The organism is Terriglobus sp. 2YAB30_2 (assembly GCF_052114765.1).
Taxonomy (GTDB): domain Bacteria; phylum Acidobacteriota; class Terriglobia; order Terriglobales; family Acidobacteriaceae; genus Terriglobus.
Map to the genome: position 1 here is coordinate 13,481 of NZ_JBFRFJ010000014.1, position 19,725 is coordinate 33,205.

The 19,725-nt window shown below is 59.4% G+C and carries 19 protein-coding genes and 1 riboswitch; of the genes, 10 read left to right on the forward strand and 9 right to left on the reverse strand.

Going from position 1 to position 19,725, the window contains the following annotated elements:
* Positions 1-84 precede the first annotated feature (84 nt).
* Positions 85-429, forward strand: a complete 345-nt coding sequence (locus AB4Y89_RS18560; protein WP_442302432.1) for a histidine triad nucleotide-binding protein — start codon at positions 85-87, stop codon at positions 427-429.
* Positions 430-782: 353 nt separating this feature from the next.
* Here AB4Y89_RS18560 and AB4Y89_RS18565 read toward each other — a convergent pair whose 3' ends face one another.
* The 4 genes from AB4Y89_RS18565 to AB4Y89_RS18580 are packed head-to-tail and all read right to left on the reverse strand — an operon-like array spanning position 783 to position 3,748.
* On the reverse strand, positions 783-1,820 hold the full coding sequence (locus tag AB4Y89_RS18565) for a ThuA domain-containing protein (protein ID WP_442302433.1): 1,038 nt from the start codon (positions 1,818-1,820) through the stop codon (positions 783-785).
* A gap of 47 nt (positions 1,821-1,867) precedes the next feature.
* Positions 1,868-2,104, reverse strand: coding sequence for an aquaporin (locus tag AB4Y89_RS18570; RefSeq protein WP_442302434.1), 237 nt, complete (start codon positions 2,102-2,104; stop codon positions 1,868-1,870).
* A gap of 9 nt (positions 2,105-2,113) precedes the next feature.
* Positions 2,114-2,302: a hypothetical protein gene (locus tag AB4Y89_RS18575; RefSeq protein WP_442302435.1), complete on the reverse strand. Its 189-nt coding sequence runs from the start codon at positions 2,300-2,302 to the stop codon at positions 2,114-2,116.
* Between the two features lie 33 nt (positions 2,303-2,335).
* Entirely contained in the window at positions 2,336-3,748 is a 1,413-nt protein-coding gene (locus tag AB4Y89_RS18580) for a dihydrolipoyl dehydrogenase family protein (protein WP_442302436.1), read from the reverse strand.
* A 111-nt stretch (positions 3,749-3,859) separates the two neighbouring features.
* On the opposite strand from AB4Y89_RS18580, the gene AB4Y89_RS18585 reads away from it, so the two are divergent.
* The 9 genes from AB4Y89_RS18585 to AB4Y89_RS18625 all read left to right on the forward strand — a co-directional run bounded on the left by AB4Y89_RS18585 (position 3,860) and on the right by AB4Y89_RS18625 (position 15,305).
* Entirely contained in the window at positions 3,860-4,741 is an 882-nt protein-coding gene (locus AB4Y89_RS18585) for a LysR family transcriptional regulator (RefSeq protein ID WP_442302437.1), read from the forward strand.
* A 64-nt stretch (positions 4,742-4,805) separates the two neighbouring features.
* A complete protein-coding gene (locus tag AB4Y89_RS18590) occupies positions 4,806-5,567 on the forward strand; it encodes a TIGR03435 family protein (RefSeq protein ID WP_442302438.1) in 762 nt (253 codons plus the stop codon).
* A 378-nt stretch (positions 5,568-5,945) separates the two neighbouring features.
* Positions 5,946-6,049, forward strand: a riboswitch (SAM-I-IV-variant riboswitch).
* A 50-nt stretch (positions 6,050-6,099) separates the two neighbouring features.
* On the forward strand, positions 6,100-7,140 hold the full coding sequence (locus AB4Y89_RS18595; RefSeq protein WP_442302439.1) for a threonine aldolase family protein: 1,041 nt from the start codon (positions 6,100-6,102) through the stop codon (positions 7,138-7,140).
* A gap of 32 nt (positions 7,141-7,172) precedes the next feature.
* Positions 7,173-7,931 carry a DUF4184 family protein gene (locus AB4Y89_RS18600; RefSeq protein ID WP_442302440.1) on the forward strand — a complete coding sequence of 253 codons (759 nt, stop codon included), beginning with the start codon at positions 7,173-7,175 and terminating at the stop codon, positions 7,929-7,931.
* Between the two features lie 64 nt (positions 7,932-7,995).
* Complete coding sequence (locus tag AB4Y89_RS18605) at positions 7,996-8,325, forward strand: PadR family transcriptional regulator (protein WP_442302441.1); 330 nt, start codon at positions 7,996-7,998, stop codon at positions 8,323-8,325.
* Between the two features lie 30 nt (positions 8,326-8,355).
* Entirely contained in the window at positions 8,356-11,079 is a 2,724-nt protein-coding gene (locus AB4Y89_RS18610; protein WP_442302442.1) for an ADOP family duplicated permease, read from the forward strand.
* A gap of 274 nt (positions 11,080-11,353) precedes the next feature.
* Complete coding sequence (locus tag AB4Y89_RS18615) at positions 11,354-12,007, forward strand: (2Fe-2S)-binding protein (protein ID WP_442302443.1); 654 nt, start codon at positions 11,354-11,356, stop codon at positions 12,005-12,007.
* A 14-nt stretch (positions 12,008-12,021) separates the two neighbouring features.
* The gene (locus tag AB4Y89_RS18620; RefSeq protein ID WP_442302444.1) at positions 12,022-13,026 is read left to right on the forward strand and encodes an FAD binding domain-containing protein; all 1,005 of its coding nucleotides are present in this window, start codon (positions 12,022-12,024) and stop codon (positions 13,024-13,026) included.
* A gap of 11 nt (positions 13,027-13,037) precedes the next feature.
* On the forward strand, positions 13,038-15,305 hold the full coding sequence (locus tag AB4Y89_RS18625; RefSeq protein WP_442302445.1) for a xanthine dehydrogenase family protein molybdopterin-binding subunit: 2,268 nt from the start codon (positions 13,038-13,040) through the stop codon (positions 15,303-15,305).
* 476 nt (positions 15,306-15,781) lie between these two features.
* Here the strand turns inward: AB4Y89_RS18625 and AB4Y89_RS18630 are convergent, their stop codons facing one another.
* From AB4Y89_RS18630 to AB4Y89_RS18650, 5 genes are read right to left on the reverse strand one after another with little or no spacing between them, the layout of a single operon-like run.
* The gene (locus tag AB4Y89_RS18630; protein WP_442302446.1) at positions 15,782-16,903 is read right to left on the reverse strand and encodes a diguanylate cyclase; all 1,122 of its coding nucleotides are present in this window, start codon (positions 16,901-16,903) and stop codon (positions 15,782-15,784) included.
* Positions 16,904-16,908: 5 nt separating this feature from the next.
* Positions 16,909-17,919 carry a SpoIIE family protein phosphatase gene (locus AB4Y89_RS18635; protein WP_442302447.1) on the reverse strand — a complete coding sequence of 337 codons (1,011 nt, stop codon included), beginning with the start codon at positions 17,917-17,919 and terminating at the stop codon, positions 16,909-16,911.
* A 3-nt stretch (positions 17,920-17,922) separates the two neighbouring features.
* Positions 17,923-18,336 (reverse strand): anti-sigma regulatory factor, encoded by a 414-nt coding sequence (locus AB4Y89_RS18640; protein ID WP_442302448.1) that lies wholly within the window; start codon positions 18,334-18,336, stop codon positions 17,923-17,925.
* Positions 18,308-18,700 (reverse strand): STAS domain-containing protein, encoded by a 393-nt coding sequence (locus AB4Y89_RS18645; RefSeq protein WP_442302449.1) that lies wholly within the window; start codon positions 18,698-18,700, stop codon positions 18,308-18,310. Before AB4Y89_RS18645 ends, AB4Y89_RS18640 begins: the two co-directional genes overlap by 29 nt.
* The gene (locus AB4Y89_RS18650; RefSeq protein WP_442302450.1) at positions 18,700-19,581 is read right to left on the reverse strand and encodes an STAS domain-containing protein; all 882 of its coding nucleotides are present in this window, start codon (positions 19,579-19,581) and stop codon (positions 18,700-18,702) included. Before AB4Y89_RS18650 ends, AB4Y89_RS18645 begins: the two co-directional genes overlap by 1 nt.
* Between the last annotated feature and the right edge of the window lie 144 nt (positions 19,582-19,725).

Below are 19,725 nucleotides of genomic sequence, written 5' to 3' on the forward strand. Positions count from 1 at the left end.
TTTAACTTTCAACTTTTAACGCGCGCCACGCACGCCAACGACTGGCACACCCCTCCCCTTCCCCAACCCCTTTACAATCCCTCCATGGCTTCCGATTGTCTCTTCTGCAAAGTCGTCGCCGGCGAGATTCCCGCCAAGAAGGTCTACGAAGACGCGAACCTTCTCGCCTTCCACGACATCGACCCCAAGGCGCCCACGCACATTCTTCTGGTCCCGCGCCGCCATATCAACTCACTCGCAGCCATTTGCAGTGAAGACGCCGGAACCATGGCGGAGCTGCTCTGTGCCGTACCCACGATTGCTGCACAACTCGGTCTGACGAATGGCTTCCGCACCGTCATCAACACCGGCCCCGATGGAGGCCAGACCGTAGGCCATCTGCACCTGCACATCCTCGGCGGCCGCCAGATGCACTGGCCCCCAGGCTAGGCAGGAAACAACGGCTATCGACGAATTCGGAAGTAGTAGACACTCGTTGCCCCATTCTTCGCAGCTTTATCGCGAAGAATGGGGTCCCAGGCGAACTTGTTCGCTGGGGTTTAGCGTGGGGTATCGCGCTTCGCGCGACCATATTTCTGGAACCTAACGTTTGATTCAGACCACATACGAGCACCCAGGAAAGTGAAGGCCGGGCCCATGTCCCCGAGGGACATGGGGCACCCAGTGCATGGACTATTCCCAATGTATCGATATGCTCAGGTGGGGCATAACGATCAACCCACCAATGCCGTACCTCTTCAACTTTTAACTTTCAACTTTTAACGCGTGCCACCAAGGTTCTCTTACTTCGAGACACTCGGGCGATCATCCGCATCAAGATCACCAAGCGCATACTGAATCCCCGCCAGCATATGCTGCAGAAATACGGGCATGGCGTACACATGTTCGTTGTGGCCCAGCGCCTCATAGAACACGCGGCCTTTACCCTCGCGCCGAATCCAGCTCAACGCATAATCCCCATCCGTGCGCTTCGTTGCCGCCGACTCCTTCGCCTTATCGGCATCGCTCATTTTGGCGTAGTCGATGCTGGTCAGCACATGCACATTCTTGCGCGAGAACGAGTCCTGCGCATAGGTATAGATCTCATCGTGAATAGTGAACTCTTTGCCGTGGAACATCGCCGTCAGCGGACTCTTCGGATCGTCGATCTTCACTGTCACCATCTGCGGATACAGCCAGTGGAACTTGAAGAATCCGCCAATCGCCTTATTCCACTCCGGCCATGTCCCGATCAGCTTCGCGGGAGCGCCGGCCTCTTCGGCTGCATGGCCGTGATACGAGTCTGACGCGGCGTGCACGCCGACAATTCCCTTCCCGCTGTGCACAAACTCCAGCAACGCCTTGCGACGAGCTTCTGTCACTGCGGAGTCCTTCTTGTCATCGAGGAAAGCGCCAGTCGTCTGATCCAGGAAGACGCAGTCGAAATACGCCAGGTTCTCAGGCGTGATGTCGACCGGGTTGTAGGTGATGGTGGTGGTCCAGGCGCCGGTCTTCTTTCCCATCTCCTCCACCATCCGAGCCGCCAGCGGAATGGAGGAGTGCACCCAGCCGTCGGCATAGGCATAGACGAGAATGCGCCGTGGCTTCTTCGGCGGCACAATTGCGTGCTCCGGCAGTGCATCCAGCACCGCCACTACGTCACCGGAATTCGGTGTTTCAAGCTGCCGCCCATCAGCGATCGCCTGCGGCCGGTCACCCGATAAAGGTTTTGCCGGCGGCGGATCTTTCAATCCCCGATCCGTTTGCGGTGTTACCGTCTGTGCGTGCAGCATGCAGGGGAGTGCGAGCAATAAACCCGCCCCAGCAATTCTCCAGTTCATAGAAAGAGCCGCCTTTGCTCGGAACCCAATCTACCATCAGTTCGGTGTCATCCTCCGCTCTCGCTATCTTCACCATGCAGCAGTTCCAGAAAACTGCAGCGGAACGGACACGTCGACCTGGTGTCATGAAAGACCTTCGCGCAATAAACATGGTCTCTTCCCAGCAATCTGGCATACAACACCGCGGCGCATACTGCACCACCTACCGGAGCTACAAAGTAAATCCATAGTCCACGCCATATCCACGCGAAGAATGCGGACGCGAACGACCGTGCCGGGTTCACGCAGAACCCTTAGTACAAGATCGTCAGCGCACCAACCGCGAATGCAGCTCCGCTATAGAGCAGCGCTGCGAACAGCCCGATGCAGAACAGCAGCGCCCCAGTCTGTGCCGCCTCCATCAGGTATTCCCGCCAGTGCGTGCTCCATGCCTCCGCGATCGATGCATCAGGAGGCAGCGCCGTAACCTGAAAGCGTGGCAACTGTTGCGGATCTATGACAGAAACAGCAGACGATCAACGTGCCGGAGTCGTCGGCTCTGACTCGAAAAGCATGTGCACTCCCTCGACAAGAGTGGGATGCGCCAGCATCGCATCGCGAAGCGCGGTATACGGCAGGCCCGCCATCATCGCAATCTGGACTGCCGACATTACCTCTCCCGCACCAGTACCTAATCCTGAGAAACCTAGAATCCGATCGTCATCTCCCACCAGGGCCTTCATGAATCCTTTGGTCTCCATCAACGCCCTTGCGCGCAGCACCGCTGCCATCGGCGCCCGGAAGAGGCGATAGCGTATCCCCCTCGCCTTGGCTTCGGTCTCGCTCAACCCAACACGCGCGAACTCAGGATCGGTGAAGAGACAGAATGGAACCAGCCTTCCCGTCGTAACAGCATTGCGTCCGTCGAGGTTATCTTTCACGACTCGGAAATCGTCTTCACTGACATGGGTAAACTGCGGACTTCCCGCGATCTCACCCACAGCCCATACACCGGGAGCCGTTGTCTGCAGCCGTTCATTCACCTGGATGTAGCCGCTCTTTGCGAGGTGTACACCGGCTGCTTCGAGCCCGAGTCCCTGCGTGTTAGGAACTCTTCCCGTAGCAACTAGCAGATGCGTACCTTCCACAACCGCTTCGCCGTCCGGTCGATGGAGAAAGATCTTTACCCTTTGCCCGGAGACTCCCGTTACCTTTTGAATCGGCGTCCCGAGAGCAAACTCGATTCCCTCATCACGAAGAATGCTGTAGAGCGCCTCGGTAACGTCCTCGTCCTCGCGATGCAGTACTCGGCTGTTATGGTCGATTACTGTCACCTTGCTGCCAAACCGCCGCATGGCCTGCGCGAACTCCAGACCGACGTATCCACCTCCAAGGACGATCAGGCGCTCCGGCACATGATCGAGCTCCAGAGCTTCGACATGGGTGAGTGGTTGTGCTTCCGCAAGCCCTGGGGTCTGGTCGACCGCAGCATGCGTCCCGGTGCCGATAATGACATTCTTGCCCGTCAGTACCCGCTTGCTTCCGTCCTGTAGCGTTGCCTCCACAGTCTTGGGACCTATAAAGCGGGCAGTCCCCATGATCAGCTCGGCTCCGCTGTGGCGATAGAGGTCGAGATGGGTTTCCACGAGGCCCGCGACCATGCGACGCTTGCGCTCCCTCACCGCCGGCATGTCGACTTCCATCTCGCTCATGCGGATACCAAACTCTTCGGCTCTCCGCGCATACTCGACCACCTGCGCGGTGTGGATGATGTTCTTACTGGGAAGGCAGGCAATGTTCGGGCAGGCTCCGCCGACGTACTTCCGCTCGATCACAGCAACGCGTTGTCCACGGCTTGCAAATGTCCACGCGGATAGCTTTGCTCCGGCGCCGCTTCCAATAATCACCAGGTCGTACGTTTCAGGCTGTTGCGAGGAAGGGCTGCTCATAGCTCTCTGATTCCTTAAGGGAAATGGGGTCCACGGATGAATCTAGTGGAGCCGCTAATCTCGCGAATAGACCGCTGCAGGCAATATCATCTATTCCGGATTGGAATAAATATGAGCCGCCTGCGGGAGATGGAAGTATTTGTGCGCGTCGTCGAGACGGGGTCGTTCTCTGCCGCCGCACGCGATTTCAAGGTCGGCCAGCCCGCCATCTCAAAGAGCATCACCTCGCTCGAAACCCGGCTTGGCGTCCGCCTTCTGGCACGCTCTACCCGCCGCCTGACACAGACCGAGGCCGGCAAGGCATTTTATGAACGTGCGTTTCGCGCTCTCGCAGAGGCAAACGAAGCGGAGGCCGCAGCGCAGAGCGCGGGCAAAGGATTATCCGGACGGCTTCGCGTTTATGCGCCCGTAACCTTCGCCCGGCTGCATCTGGTTCCCAGACTCAACGAGTTCCTCGAAGCCCATCCCAAACTCGATCTCGAAGTCGTGATGGATGACCGGCCGATCGATCTGCTGGCAGAAAACATCGACATAGCCATTCGCATGGGCGTACTCGCCGACTCCGCGCTCAAGGCCAAAAAGATTGCCAGCGGAGAGCGCCTGGTATTGGCCAGCCCTGACTACCTGCGGCGCAGAGGCATCCCCTCCCGGCCATCCGATCTGCGCAGGCATGAGGCCGTGATCTACAACCACGGCACCGGTGGCGAGGAGTGGCTGTTCACGCGTCACTCCTCCAGTCTTCGCGTGCGCATCCAGGGAAGGCTCGCGCTAAACGCGGCCGAAGGGGTACGCGCTGCGGTCATCGCCGGCCAGGGCTTCGCCATCGCCTCCCGCTGGATGTTCCAACCGGAGATCGCCTCGGGCGAGGTAGTCCCTATCCTTACCGAGTGGGAGCTACCGCGAATCGATCTTTGGATCGTTTATCCCTCGGGCCGGCTGACAAGCACAAAGGCCAGAACCTTCGCTCTCTGGTTTCAACGTTCAATCGGTTGAACCAAAGTCCCACTCCGTACGTAGCTATTTCTGGTTCCGTCCATTTGCAGCGAAGGGGAAAGTTATGCTCGTCAGGCGGGTTCGTTTGTTCCTGAGCATTACGGCAGCGTTCTTTGCCACAATGCCAGGCTTCGCACAGCATCCGGAAAAGACCTTTGAGATCACCTCCGTCCGCGAAAACCTCAGCGGCCTTGATCGCGATCAAGGAGTGAACCTCTCCGGCTCACGCATCAGCGCCACGAATCTCTCCCTGCGTACGCTCATTCTGCAGGCCTACGGTGTTCTCGACTTCCAGGTCACCGGTGGCCCGAACTGGCTTTCAACTGCCCGGTTCGATCTGCAAGCAACGACGGAAAATGCTGAGCCCATCGTAGCCGCGGATCTCGCACCTATGCTGCAACGCCTTCTCGCCGACCGCTTCCATCTCACACTCCATCACGAAAGCCGTGAGATGAAAGCCTACGTCCTCGTCATCGACAAAGGCGGCCCTAAGCTGCATGAGACCTCCGGTGCACCGGCGAAATCTATGAGCGGGACCAATCAGCGCGGCAGTAACGGCACGGCAACCATGACCGGTTCCGGCGTCGGCATGCCCGCCCTCGCCTACCGCATCGCACAGCAGCCGGCCTTTCGCGGCGGCATGGTTCTGGATAAGACAGGCCTCAACGGCTACTACGACTTCACGTTGCAATGGGAGGCCGGCGAGAACGCGGGTTCTTCGCTCATCACGGCACTCCGCGAGCAGTTGGGCCTGAAGCTTTCCTCAGAAAAGACCTCCGTCGATGTGCTGGTGATCGATCGCGCCGAGAAGCCAGCCGAGAACTAGAGTTCAGCTATCCTCAGGCCTGGGGCGTTGCCCAGGGCCGATATAGAACGCGCCTTCAGCGCTTAGAACAATGGCGCCCTTTTTGTTTGTCATTTCGTAGCGCAGCGAAGAAATCTGCTTCTCTCATTTTCTCTGCCGGGGTGCCCTCGCAACGCTAGAGCATTTTCCTGTAGGCGTAGAGTAGGGCTTCGGCATCTATGGGCGTTTTCCGCAATGAAAACGCCGCTGCGCTCTTCTTCCGGGATACCCAGCAACAGGAAAAATGCTCTAGGTGGGTAAGGAAGGCCGAAATTTTCTAACAAAACGCACATCGAATTTTGCTGATACGCCTAGGCGCGTCCTACAAATTGCTTCGAACCCAGACACCGTTTATCATCAGAACGACATCAAGAGTTGAGCTCACTGCTCAACGCCAACCTGCCCCGAGCAAGGTGGCGTCCCGTCTGGGAGATGTGGCCTGTCCGGCAACTTCGGGAAAAGCCGCACATCCGTGATTTCTTTTGATGGACCAGTAAGAAAGGGTTCGATACGCATGTGTGCACCAAAACAGCAGTTCGCCAGTGATAACTACGCCGGAATCTGTCCTGAGGCATGGGCCGCCATGGCCGAAGCCAATGTCGGACACGAAAGCGCCTATGGTGCAGACTCATGGACAGCACAGGCGGCGGATGCCTTCCGCACGCTCTTCAGCACCGACTGCGATGTCTTCTTCGCCTTCAATGGAACAGCCGCCAACTCCCTCGCGCTTGCAGCTCTGAGCCAGAGCTATCACAGCGTCATCTGCTCGGAGCTGGCGCACGTCGAGACCGACGAGTGTGGCGCGCCTGAGTTCTTCTCCAATGGCGCCAAACTTCTCGTCGCTCCCTCGTCGAATGGCAAGCTAACGCCCGATGCGATCCGTCTGATCGCATCTCGGCGCACCGACATTCACTATCCCAAGCCGCGCGTTGTCACCATCACCCAGCCGACCGAGACCGGCCTGGTCTACACCCTCGAAGAGATCCGCTCCATCGCAGACGCGTGCCGCGAGCTCGACCTGCGTCTCCACATGGATGGAGCGCGCTTTGCCAATGCCTGTGCGACGCTCAACTGCACGCCTGCCGCCATGACCTGGGAGGCCGGAGTGGACGTTCTCTGCTTCGGTGGAACTAAGAACGGCATGGCCGTCGGCGAAGCCGTGATCTTCTTCGATCGCACGCTCTCGCAGGACTTCGACTATCGCTGCAAACAGGCAGGCCAGCTTGCCTCCAAGATGCGCTTCCTCGCTGCCCCCTGGGTCCGCATGCTCGAGGGCGGAGCCTGGCTGCACCGCGCGGCCCACGCCAACACCTGCGCCAGAACATTTGCGGAGAAGATCGCTGGTCTGCCCAACATCGAGCTCATGTTCCCGGTCGAGGCCAATGGCGTCTTCGTGAAGATGCCGCCGGCCATCGCCGAAGCACTGCGCGCCAGAGACTGGAAGTTCTATACCTTCATCGGCGGCGGCGCACGCTTCATGTTCGCGTGGGATACCTCGCTCGACTGCCTCGAATCGCTGGTCGAGGACTTCCGCGCCGTAAGTACTGCCCTTTGATCGAAGCATCCATTTGAGTAGATGATTCGACAATGCCATTTACTGCCGCGCATGCCGTCGCAGCTCTACCGTTCCGCAGGACGCGGCTGAACACAGCCGCGCTTGTGGTCGGCTGTCTGTCTCCGGATTTCGAGTATTTTCTCAGGCTCGTGCCGCGCGGCAGCTTTGGCCATACCCTGCCTGGAGCTTTGCTACTCGATCTCCCACTGTCTTTGGCCGTGCTGTGGCTTTTCCAGCAATATGTCGCGGATGCACTCATCGCCACAGCGCCTCGTCTATTCCCTCTCCGTCAGAACCCCATGGGGAAGATTTTTACGTCGAGTATCCCAACCTTCTTCGTCATGGTGCTCTCTATCCTGCTTGGGGCGGCTACTCATATCATCTGGGATGCCTTCACCCATCCAGGCTTTTGGCCCTACCGCCATCTCCCGTTATTGAAGTACAACCTGCAACTTCCGCTTGACGGCTTTATTGAGGTATTTAAACTCCTTCAATATGTCAGTACTGCGCTCGGGTTGTGCGTGCTCGCAGTGCTATGGCGCCGCTGGGTGTTTACCACTTCGCATCGGCAGACACCCGCAGTAAGACGTCCGCTTTTGTCGATGGCAGCTTTGGCGTGTGCAGGTGCGTTCATACGCGCGGAATATGGAACTGGCTTTCTTCATCGTTTCAGAGGCTTTAATGTCTTTGCCTCAGAGACTCTCGTTAGCTTCATAAGCCTGCTTTGGATCATGTTGACCTTTTATGGTGTGTGGCTGCATCGGCAGCTAGGGAGAACAAAAGCCCATTGACATAGTCTGCCTATGTCATCCATTCTTACTGCCATAGTTTGTCTATGGCAGTAAGGAGCATTCTGTGAAGCCCAACGACATTCCGCCCGGCTCCCTCTCCCTTCTGATCCTCAACACCCTTTCGCGCCATGGCGAGATGCATGGCTACGAGATAGCCGAGTCGATCCTGCATACTTCCGGCGATGTGTTGCAGGTGGAAGAGGGCTCCCTGTATCCGGCATTACAGCGGCTTCTGGTCCAGGGATGGGTCTCCGCCGAGTGGGGCACGACCGCCGGCAATCGCCGCGCGCGCTACTACCGGCTGACCGCCGCCGGCCGCAAACAGCTCGCCACTGAGCTTTCGCACTTTCACCGTATCTACGGCGCGATTACCGCCGTGCTGCAGCCTGCCTGATCGCACCTCCGCTTCGCCAAGGAGACCACCATGCGCCAGCTTCTCCGCCGCCTCAGCATGCTCTTCCATCGCTCCCGCTTTAATGCCGACCTCGAAGAGGAGATGCGTCTCCATCTTGAGCTGCGTGAGCAGCAGCAGGTCGCCACCGGCCTTGCCCCTGAACAGGCACATCGCGAAACCCGTCGGCGCTTTGGCAACAACACCGTTCTGCGCGAGCGGAGTTTCGCCGCCTGGGGATGGAGCTGGCTCGAGTCCTTTGCACAGGACACGCTATACGGTCTGCGCTCCATGCTGCGCTCCCCCGGGCTCACCTGCGTCGCTTTACTCTCGCTGGCTCTCGGCATTGGCGCGAACACCGCTATCTTCAGCTTTCTCGACGCCATCGTGTTGCGCTCGCTGCCCGTCAAAGCTCCAGGGCAGCTCTTCATCCTCGGCGACGGGGATGAGAACGGAGTCACCGATCGGTACGGCTCCACCACTCTCTATTCCTATTCCTTCTTCTCGCAGCTCCGCAGCAAGAACGCGGTCTTTTCCGAAGTAGCCACCGTCCTCAGCTTCAACGGTGAGGCGCATGGCACCATCGATCGCCGCGATCAGATGGAGATCCTCTCTCCCGACCTCGTCTCCGGAACCTTCTTCTCTACACTCGGCGTAGAGCCCGTAGTGGGCCGACTTCTCACCGCGGCCGATGACACCAACGAAGGCGCACATCCCGTCGCCGTCATCAGCTATGCCTTCTGGCAGACCGCGCTTGCCGGAGCGCCCGATGTCCTCAACCACACTGTCAAATTCGCCGACACCACCTTCACCATCATCGGCGTCGCCCCTCCTGGCTTCTTCGGCATCACCGTCGGACATGCGCCCGACCTTTGGATACCGATGGCGATGATGAACTCGCTGCCTGCTCACTACAAGGGCTATAAAGACAACTTCTACCAGTCCAATCTCATCTTCGGCCGTCTGAAACCCGGAGTCACGCACGCGCAGGCCGAAGCCGAGATCAATGTCCTGTATCAACAGATCACTCGCGGCTTCCCCGATGCCAGGCTCAATAACTACAACCTGTCTCATCTACAAACGGCTCACGTTGCGATTACACCAATTGCAACCGGCATCTCCGGGCTGCGTCACCAGTTCTCCGACCCATTGAAGCTCCTGATGGGCGTCACCGCCCTGGTGCTGCTGATCGCCTGCGCCAATATCGCCAACCTTCTCCTGGCGCGTTCCACCGCACGTGCTCGCGAGTTCGCAGTACGCCAGGCGCTCGGAGCGCAGCGCCTGCGTCTCGTCCGCCAGCTCCTCACCGAAAGCGTGATCCTTGCACTAGCTGGAGGCCTGCTGGGGATCGCCTTCGCTGTCGTCGCCGACCGCATGCTGCTGCGCATGATCTCCGGCGGCCCTGACGCCGACCTTATCCCCATCGACGTTTCGCTTAACCTGCCATTGCTGGGCTTCTCGCTTGCCGTTACCGTTGGAACGGCCGTGCTCTTCGGCATCGTGCCGGCGTTGCGTGCCTCCCAAGGCGAGGTGACCGGAGCCCTCAAAGATGGCCGCAGCAGCGCCAACGTTGCAACGCGGAATGTCCTTGGCAAAGTGCTCATCATCGCGCAAGTCTCCATATCCTTCGTCCTGGCTGTCGCCTCCGTTCTCTTCCTGCGTAGCCTGGTTAACCTCACGCACGTCGACACCGGCTTCCCCCGCGACGGTGTAATGCTCGTCAACATGGATTCCTCGGTCCTCGGCCTGAAAGGCGAAGACCCACGCATGATCTCCATGTTTTCCCAGATCGAAGATCGCGTCGCCGCCATACCTGGGGTGCACGGCGCCGGTTTTGCTTCGTTCACCTTCCATCAAGGAAGCTGGAACACTTCACTCAATATTCCCGGAACCGCCTACAACGATGCGGTCAACATCAAACACAACGTCATTAGTAATGGCTACTTCAATACCATGCAGATCCCACTGCTCGCCGGCCGCACTTTTGGCCCGCAGGACACGGCAACCTCGCACAAGGTCATCATCCTCAGCGAGAGCATGGTGCGCGATCTCTTTCCCGCCGGCGTCAATCCGATCGGCCGTCACATCTACATCGGGAAAGATCCCGAGCCCAGAAACGATGTTGAGGTCGTCGGCGTGGTGAAAGACGTGAAATTCGGCAATCTGCAGGAGCATCGCCAGTACATCGACTACGTTCCCAATCCGCAGCATCCGTGGGGTTATGGCACGCTCGCCGTCCGCTACACCGGCGACTTCAATGCGGTCTCCAAAGATGTACAGAACACCATTCATTCCATAAACCGTACCCTCACCATCAACCGCGTTACTACGCTCGACCGCGTGATCGAACGCAGCATCACCAACCAGACTCTTGTTGCCCAGCTTTCAACCTTCTTCGCCCTGCTCGCCGTCTTTCTGTCCGCGATCGGCATCTACGGACTGATGAGCTATCTCGTCAGCCGACGCACCAATGAGATCGGCATCCGCATGGCTCTCGGCGCCGCCCGTTCCAGCGTCGGCTGGATGATCATGCGCGAGATCGTCCTGCTCGTTGTCTCCGGTATTGCCCTGGGAGGCGCGCTCACCCTGGCCACCAACCAGCTGCTGCAGAGCCTGCTCTACGGTCTGAAGCCAACCGAGCCACTCAGCCTGGTGCTGGCCATTGTTGCCCTGCTCGCCATCGCTCTGCCTGCAGCCTGGCTACCCGCCCGCCGCGCCTCCCGCGTCAGCCCCATGGAGGCGTTGCGCTATGAGTAAGCAGCATCGCCATTCATCGTTGCTGCACCCCGGAGAAATAGGCAAAAAAACGGCAGGATCGGGATACCGCTCTCTGCTTTTTCTGGCGTAGCCTCAATCGCTAGGAGACTTAGCGGCATCTATCCGGATGCAGCTCAAGGTTTTTTTCCGCGCACGTCGTCGGTGTTCAGAAGGGCTTCCATCGCAGAAGCTCTCGTCGACGCTGCTGTTCCCTCGGCGTCCAGCATACGTTCGCGGAATCCATCCAGACGATCGTTAGTCCAGGAGGCACACGATGGCAGAGCACACTGATGACGCATCCAAACCCCTTACCTCGCTTGAAAAACTCAGCCGGCGTTCTTTCCTCTCGCGCGCGGGCGCTATGGGCGTCGCCACCGCTGCGGCAACCGTTGCTCCGGTAGTGGCATCTGCGGAACCCGAGCGGCCTCAGCCGCAGGGAGACCCCGCCATGCCCGAGACTCCAGGAACCATTCCCATCACCCTCAAGGTGAATGGAGAAACACATCAGCTCCGTATCGACCCTCGCGCCACCGTGCTCGACACCCTGCGCGAGACCCTGCACCTAACCGGTACGAAGAAGGGCTGCGACCACGGCCAGTGCGGCGCATGCACGGTCCACGTCGACGGACGTCGCGCTAATAGCTGTCTCCTCCTCGCCGCCATGCACCAGAAAGCTGAGATCGCCACTATCGAAGGCCTGGGTACACCGCAGAAGATGCATCCCATGCAGGCCGCCTTCGTCGAGCACGATGGCTATCAGTGCGGCTACTGCACCAGCGGACAGATTATGTCTGCCGTCGCCATGTTGCATGAACCCTGGGGCACTGCCGACACCGACGTGAAGGAGGCACTCAGCGGCAACATCTGCCGCTGCGGCGCTTACCCCAACATCGTCGCTGCCGTGCAGTCCGTCCGTCGCCACGCATAAGGAGGAACCAGGCCATGCAGCCCTTCGATCTCATCTCCGTCAATAGCATTCAGGACGCGGTCAAAGCCCAGTCCTCTTCCTCCACCGCTCAACAAGGCGCGTCTGTCCGTTACATTGCCGGTGGCACCAATCTCGTCGACTACATGAAGCTGAACGTCGAGACTCCAACAAAGCTCGTCGATATCAACGGACTTAACCTCACCGCCATCGAGCCTGCCGCCAATGGCGGCCTCAAGATCGGCGCGCTCGCCCGCAACACCGACGTCGCCTATCACGACGCCGTGAAGACGCAGTTCCCCGTGCTCTCACTCGCGATCCTGAGCGGAGCCTCCACCCAGCTCCGCAACATGGCCACTACCGCCGGCAACCTGCTGCAGAAGACACGCTGTGTCTACTATCGCGATACCGCCTATGGCTGCAACAAACGTCAGCCCGGCACCGGCTGCTCCGCCATCGGTGGACACAACCGCATGATGGCCATCCTCGGCACCAGCGACCAGTGCATCGCCTCCAACCCCTCTGACCAGAACGTCGCTCTCGCTGCGCTCGACGCCACCATCCACGTCACCGGCGCAAAGGGAGAACGCACTATCCCGATCGCGCAGTTCTATCTGCTGCCCGGCAATACGCCGGAACGCGAGACGGTTCTCGAACCCGGCGACCTCGTCACCCATGTCGCCATCCCGGCCCTGCCCGCGGGGGCGAAGAGCTACTACCTCAAACTGCGCGACCGCACTTCCTACGAGTTCGCCCTTGCTTCTGCGGCCGTTGTAGTCAAACAGAGCGGCGGCCGCATCGACTTCGTTCGCGTCGCCATGGGTGGAGTCGGGACCGTGCCCTGGCGCAGCCTCGAAGCTGAGAGAGCACTGCAAGGCAAAGTGGCAACACCGGCCAATTTCCGCGCGGCGGCAGAAGCTGCATTGCACGGAGCTCGTCCGCAGTCGCAGAACGGCTTCAAGGTTGAGCTCGCAAAGCGCTGCCTCACCCACGCACTCGCCGAAGTCACTCGTCACGCATAAGGAGGAACCCGATGGAACAGCAGACACCACAGCCCGTTACTGAGAGCAAGATCGTCGGTGTACCCACGCCGCGCATCGATGGACCGCTGAAGACCACCGGCGCGGCCATGTACTCCTCTGACCACCACTTCCCTGGCCTGGTCTATGCCTGGCCGGTCACCGCGACCATCGCCAGCGGAACCATCAGCGGCATCGACTCATCCACAGCCGAGAAGATGCCCGGCGTGCTGGCCATTTACACCCACAAGAACATCGGTCCCCTCTATCGCACACCGCCGTCGGCCGGCCTCAGCATGATCCTGGATGAGCGGCGGCCCCCACTCGAAGACGAGACCGTCTCCTACTACGGCCAGTACGTTGCCGTTGCCGTCGCACACACGGTGGAACAGGCGCGCGCCGCAGCCGAAGCCGTGAAGGTCACCTACGCCAAGACTCCGCACAATACCAACGACAAACTTCTCGACACTCCCACAGTCGCAGGCAAACCCAAAGAAGTCACCAAACGTGGCGACGCCGCCGCAGTTCTCGCCCGCGCAACCTACAAACATGATGCCGTCTACTCCACTCCAACCGAGACACATAATCCCATTGAGCTGCACGCATCGGTAGCGGTCTACAAGGATGGCAAGTTCACGCTCTACGAGACCTCGCAGGCTGTCGTGAACCATCGCGACGTGATGGCCGCCATGCTCGGCGTTCCTCCGGAGAACGTGCAGGTCATTAGCCGCTTCCTCGGCTCCGGCTTTGGCGGAAAGCTGTGGCCGTGGCCGCATGCGATGCTCGCCGCCGCAAGCGCACGCAACCTCAATCGTCCAGTCAAGCTTGTCGTCAGCCGTTCGATGATGTTCCAGAGCGTCGGCCACCGGCCCACCATCGACCAACGCGTTCAGCTCGCTGCGGATAAATCGGGCAAGCTGCTCGCGATCCGGCACGACTACGTCAATCACACCTCCATGCTCGACGACTACGACGAGGGCTGCGCCGAATCCACCGGCTTCATGTACTCCTGCCCGAATGTCCTTGCCACCTCCGGCCTGGTCCGCCGTAATGTCGGTACCCCAACCTCCATGCGCGGTCCCGGCGCTGTGCCCGGTCTCTACGCACTCGAATCCGCCTTGGACGAGCTCGCCATCAAGCTCGACATCGATCCCGTACAGCTTCGCCTTCTGAATGAACCGGAGAGGGACGAAAGCATCGGAAAGCCCTTCTCTTCACGCCACCTCAAAGAGTGCCTCACCGTCGGCGCGGAGAAGTTCGGTTGGGCTAAGCGCAATCCCGCCATTGGCTTAATGAAAGATGAAGAAGGAAGAACTCTCGGCTGGGGCGTCGGCGCGTGCGCCTGGATCGCCACCCGCACCGATGCTGAAGTCAACGTCGAGCTGCGGCAGGATGGCACCGCGCGCGTTACCTGCGGTACACAGGACATCGGCGGCGGCACCTACACGGCCGTTGCGCAGATGGTCTCTCACGAGACCGGACTTCCATTGCAGCGAACGGATGTCGTTATGGGTGACTCCTCGCTTCCTCCCGGACCGATCAGCGGTGGCTCCTGGGCAACCGCTTCTGTTGTTCCTGCGGCCTTACAGGCCGCACAGCAGGCGAGCAAGCAGCTGCTCTCGCTCGCAACCAAGACCGATGGCTGCCCCTTCAAAGGCAAGAGCGCTGACGAACTCGAATTCGTCGACGGCGTTGTCCGCATGAAGGGCCAGACCTCGGGCGCACTTGCCTTCGCCGAGATCCTCAAGGCAGCCAACGTCCGTTCTGTCAGCGGCACAGGAAAATCGACCGGGCTTTTGGGTGACCCGAACCAGAAATTCTCCTTCCATAGCTACGGTGCACAGTTTGCCGAGGTTACCTGGCAACCGGAGATCGCGCGGCTGCGTGTAAGCCGTGTCGTCACCGTCATCGACGCCGGCCGCATGGTGAATCCTCGCGCTGCACGCAACCAGATCGAAGGCGCGGTAGTAATGGGCGTCGGCATGGCCATGCTGGAGGCGACGGAGTACGATCAGCGCTCCGGTGCTCCTATCAACGCCAGCCTGGCGGACTACATCGTTGCCGTCAACGCCGACTGCCCCGCCATCGACGTAACCTTCCTCGACTACCCGGACTTCAACCTCAACCCGCTCGGCGCCCGCGGAGTCGGCGAGATCGGCCTGGCCGGCATCGCGGCCGCTATCACAAACGCCGTGCACCACGCCACCGGTATCCGCGTCAGAAACCTGCCCATCCGCATCGAGGACCTGCTTGTTAGTCCCAGGGAAAAGAAGCTCGTCTGAAACTGGAAGGGCTTCGACAATCATCTTGTCGAATCCCTTATTCCTTTGAATGCGAGGGTTTATCGACAAATTAGCCTTGGCTGAAATCCATAGGGTCTTCAGCTCCTATCCTGCCGGGTGCCCCACCCTCGCAACGCTAGAGCATTTCTCCTGTAGGTGTAGTGTAGGGATTCCGTATCTATGGGCGTTTTCCGCAATGAAAACGCCGCTGCACTCCCCTTCCGGGCTACCCAGCAACAGGAGAAATGCTCTAGGGTGGGCAAGGAAAGGCACAACCGTTCAGGCTGGGATATGTGGTGTATCGCGCTACGCGCGACGGCTTTTGCTTCGAGTGCAGCCCGAATATCTGTGGCACCCTCGCCCACCCTAGCGTTGCGAGGGTGGAGCACCCGGGCAGGGAAGGTTAAGCCAGGAATACTCAAAACTTCTAACAAAAACGCTGACCGAATTTGCCGATGCGCCCTAGGAAATCTCCCTCACGCCGGAGCGATGACCTCTCCGAACTCCGTCCGGTTGCGGCCCTTCTCCTTCGCCAGGTAAAGCGCGCGATCAGCAGCCTCTACCAGTACGCCGTATCCCAGCCGTGCAATCGACTCATCGTACGGCGGCTCGCAGACTGCCGCTCCAATGCTGATGGTCACAGTAGATCCGATCGGAGTTTCAAGCGCGATCTGCTGCGCTTCAAGCGCTGCATGCATTCTGGCAGCCACTTCAGCAGCCCCGCTTGCGCTGGTGAAGGGCAACACCGCGGCAAACTCTTCCCCGCCATAACGAGCAACTAGATCGCTGCTGCGCGGCAGTGCCTTTTGCAGCGCCGCTGCCAGCAGTATTAGCGCCTCATCTCCATAGCGATGCCCATGCCGATCGTTCAACAGCTTGAAGAAGTCGACATCGATCATCAACAGCGCGAGCGGCTGCTGCGTACGCATGGCGCCGCTCCACTCGCGGTCGAGTCCGCGGTCGAATGAACGCCGGTTGGCGACACCGGTCAATGGGTCCTGCAGTGAAAGCTCTTCCAGCTTGCGATTCAGCTCGACAAACTGCGCCTGCTTCTCACGGACTTCCGCAAGTGCCCGCAACAGCTCCTGATTCTGCCGTTCCAACTCCTGGAAAGGGTCGGCGACGCTCTTGCGAATCAATTCGCCGGCGATCTTCATGACCGCGGCCTCATCATAGAGCGGCTGTACTCCAGGCAGCAGCTTGCCTGCCTCCGCCACCGTGCCGGAGGGCGATGAGGTAATCCGGAAGTGATCCATCAGATTTTTCGTTCCTGTAATTCCCTTGCCCAGGCCAGTCATTGACTGATAGCGGCCATCCAGAATCTCGTCCAGGTTCGAAATTCCAGGGCCATTGTCTTCCACCACCACCATCAGGATCTGCGGCCGCCGCCTGGTGAGCAGAAACGTGACCGTTCCTCCCCCGGCATAGCGAAAGGCATTCCGCGACAGCTCAGAGGTTGCGGTCGCCAACCGTACCTGCTCCTGGTAGCTGAATCCCAGTAGTGCCGCGACATCGCGGGCATATTGCCGCGCGTGCATCACGTTGCGGTCATAACGCAGGGGGATGGCATAAATAGGTAGCCGCTGATTGTTTTCCATACAGGTCAAATACGTACAACCAGGACCGTGACATCGTCACGGCCCCTGCAATGATCGCGATAGAGCACCGCGGCAATCAGGACAGGGTGTTTTCCGAGCAGACCTGGATATTGCTCTAGAGTCCAGCGGGAGCTAAGACCGTCGGAATACAGAATGAGAGTCGCCTCTCCTTCCCATGTATACAGGAACTCACGTACGCGATTCACCGTATGCCCGACCGTTCCGTTCATCGAGACAAGGTTCTGATGGGATCTGCCGGCATGGAGCACTCCCGAAATATTGCCCGCGCCGGCATAGTGCAGAGTCCGCTGACCATCGAGCGTTGCGATCGAAACCGCTGCTCCCCGTGTCTTTCGCAATGCCCGATGCATCTCACCCAGAAGATCTTCCGGGGAAAGGCCGGGGTTCTGCTCCAGAACCTCACAAGCACGGCCGGACGCCAGGGCGGCATCCTTCCCGTGCCCCAGACCGTCGGCGACCATGCAAAGGCTTCTCCCGCCCGCGCGAATAACCTTCCAGGCATCGCCGCAATGCACCTCTCCCTGCATTGGAAGGTTCATAACGCCTACACGGCTGATTCCACGGACCACGGTCATATCCGTAATCTGTCTGGCAAAGACACGGGCAAAGACAACCGTTCCCGCTCGAGGGATGGAATAGACCTGAAACTCCTGCGCCAGCCGCCGCATCGCCCCCAGTCCCGTTCCCGCGGTACCCGCAGTGGAGAAGCCATCTTCCAAAGCCCGCTCGATATCGGCAATTCCAGGGCCGCGGTCCAGGGCCACCACGTCCACCCCCACATACCCATCCATCGTCCACGGGGCCAGCACGATCTCCCCACTGCCGGCATGCAGCGCGATGTTGCGGGCAGCTTCGGTGACGATAATCCCAAGATTCCCGGCCGCGGTCTCGCTGAAGGCGAGCGACTCTGCGATCGCCGCCGCTTGACGCCGCGCGTGACCAATGTAGCTCTGGTCATTCACCAGGATCGGAATCCGTTGATGTGACACGGACATAGCTTACTTCCAGCGGGTTACAGTCACGACGGTCCCAGCCCCGGGGGACGACTGAATATCGAACTCGCTCATCAGCCGCTTGCTGCCGCCCAGGCCGAGTCCCATCCCCCCTGCTGTGGTGTAACCATCCTTCAGAGCCATGGTGATATCCGCGATGCCCGGGCCCTGGTCGGAGAATTTAAGCCGTATTCCTTTCCGCGCACCGACGGCGAGCAGCGACATCTCCATCTGGCCGCCGCCGCCATGTTCCAGTGCGTTGCGCGCCAGCTCGCTGGCGGCAGTCACGATCTTGGTCTGATCGATCAGGGTGAAACGCTCTTCCGACAGCCAGGTTCGCACCCGCTGCCGCACGTGAACCAGATCGATCTGAGTCCTGATCGGCAGGACCTCACTCCGCGTAATGATCTGTTCCGACACCGTCTCCACCTGTCGCCACCCGCCGCAGATACTCCATTCCCAGGTCGACGTTCAAGGCCGTGCGAATTCCGGGCAATGACATTCCCAGTTCCACAAGCGTGATTGCAACCGCAGGCTGCATGCCGACAACGACCGTCTCCGCATCCAGAACGCGCGCAATTGCAGCAATATTAGCAAGCGTTCGTCCGATGAAGGAATCGACAATCTCCAGTGCAGAGATATCGATTAACACCCCCGTTGCTCCCAGATCCGCAATACGGGTCGATAGGTCGTCCTGCAACTGCAGCGCCAGATCGTCATAAAGATCCACCTGGATCGTTACCAGGAGCAGACTGCCGATACGAAGAATCGGAATGCGTTCCATTACGACACCCCGGCGACAGGAGCAACGACCGGCGCGTGGCCGGCTTTCTGCACCACCATGCGACCACTACGCTCCAGCGCCAGACGGAAGGCGTCCGACAGCTTGGAACGAGTCACTACGTCGTTCAGGGTGATGCCCAGATGCACGATCGTCTGCGCAATCTGCGGACGGATGCCGCTCAGAATGCACTCCGCGCCCATCAGCCGCGCCGCTGTAATCGTCTTCAACAGATGCTGCGCTACCAGCGTATCCACCGTCGGCACTCCGGTGATATCGATAATGGCAAAACGCGAGTTCGTCTGAACAATCGCGTGAAGCAGCGACTCCATCACCATCTGCGCCCGCGAACTGTCCAGCGTACCGATGACTGGCAGGGCCACAATGCCGTCCCACAGCATGACCACCGGCGTCGACAGCTCCAACATCTCTTCCTGCTGGCGCGCAATTACCTTGTCTCGGCTCTGGATATAACTCTCCGCAATATGGAGCGCCATAGCGTCAACAAAATTGTTCGTAACATCAATCTCGTGGAACAGCTCGTCCGGCGCGGTCGTCAACTGTTCCCGGATAAGCTGGAACATCACCGGCTTCAGCGACAGCAAAAACTGCGCCGTCTCAGAAGGAGAGGAGCCGTGCGCTACACGGGAGATGGAGATCTCCAGCAACTGATCTCGCACCGTCTGCCAGCCCTCGGACGAAAAGTCCTCCAGTACGGTGTTCGGAGGTGGATTTGAAATCAGAGTCAAAATCTTCCTGGAGTGCTCCTTGACCTCAGCGTCGCCTACCAGGTCACGCCGCCGTGCGGCCGTCTTGAGGCTATTCAGCCAGTCAGTCAGGATTCGATCCTGATTGTCGCGCATCATCTTCAGAAGTTTGATCATGTCGTTCCTATATAGAGATGAGGGGGAGTCAATATTTGCTCTGCATATACTCTGCGGGGATGAAGAGGTTCAACCGGTATAACCCATTTCATCGGAAAGGTTTCTCAGCTTACCTTATTTTTCGGGAAAAACACATAGGTAACT

What these genes read in the sequence shown, in the direction of transcription:
- AB4Y89_RS18610 (WP_442302442.1), top strand. Translation starts at nt 8,356, where the DNA reads ATGCGCCAGCTTCTCCGCCGCCTCAGCATGCTCTTCCATCGCTCCCGC.
- AB4Y89_RS18590 (WP_442302438.1), top strand. Translation starts at nt 4,806, where the DNA reads ATGCTCGTCAGGCGGGTTCGTTTGTTCCTGAGCATTACGGCAGCGTTC.
- AB4Y89_RS18645 (WP_442302449.1), bottom strand. Translation starts at nt 18,700, where the DNA reads ATGGAACGCATTCCGATTCTTCGTATCGGCAGTCTGCTCCTGGTAACG.
- AB4Y89_RS18600 (WP_442302440.1), top strand. Translation starts at nt 7,173, where the DNA reads ATGCCATTTACTGCCGCGCATGCCGTCGCAGCTCTACCGTTCCGCAGG.
- AB4Y89_RS18625 (WP_442302445.1), top strand. Translation starts at nt 13,038, where the DNA reads ATGGAACAGCAGACACCACAGCCCGTTACTGAGAGCAAGATCGTCGGT.
- AB4Y89_RS18580 (WP_442302436.1), bottom strand. Translation starts at nt 3,748, where the DNA reads ATGAGCAGCCCTTCCTCGCAACAGCCTGAAACGTACGACCTGGTGATT.
- AB4Y89_RS18565 (WP_442302433.1), bottom strand. Translation starts at nt 1,820, where the DNA reads ATGAACTGGAGAATTGCTGGGGCGGGTTTATTGCTCGCACTCCCCTGC.
- AB4Y89_RS18630 (WP_442302446.1), bottom strand. Translation starts at nt 16,903, where the DNA reads ATGGAAAACAATCAGCGGCTACCTATTTATGCCATCCCCCTGCGTTAT.
- AB4Y89_RS18615 (WP_442302443.1), top strand. Translation starts at nt 11,354, where the DNA reads ATGGCAGAGCACACTGATGACGCATCCAAACCCCTTACCTCGCTTGAA.
- AB4Y89_RS18560 (WP_442302432.1), top strand. Translation starts at nt 85, where the DNA reads ATGGCTTCCGATTGTCTCTTCTGCAAAGTCGTCGCCGGCGAGATTCCC.
- AB4Y89_RS18635 (WP_442302447.1), bottom strand. Translation starts at nt 17,919, where the DNA reads ATGTCCGTGTCACATCAACGGATTCCGATCCTGGTGAATGACCAGAGC.
- AB4Y89_RS18595 (WP_442302439.1), top strand. Translation starts at nt 6,100, where the DNA reads ATGTGTGCACCAAAACAGCAGTTCGCCAGTGATAACTACGCCGGAATC.
- AB4Y89_RS18650 (WP_442302450.1), bottom strand. Translation starts at nt 19,581, where the DNA reads ATGATCAAACTTCTGAAGATGATGCGCGACAATCAGGATCGAATCCTG.
- AB4Y89_RS18585 (WP_442302437.1), top strand. Translation starts at nt 3,860, where the DNA reads ATGAGCCGCCTGCGGGAGATGGAAGTATTTGTGCGCGTCGTCGAGACG.
- AB4Y89_RS18620 (WP_442302444.1), top strand. Translation starts at nt 12,022, where the DNA reads ATGCAGCCCTTCGATCTCATCTCCGTCAATAGCATTCAGGACGCGGTC.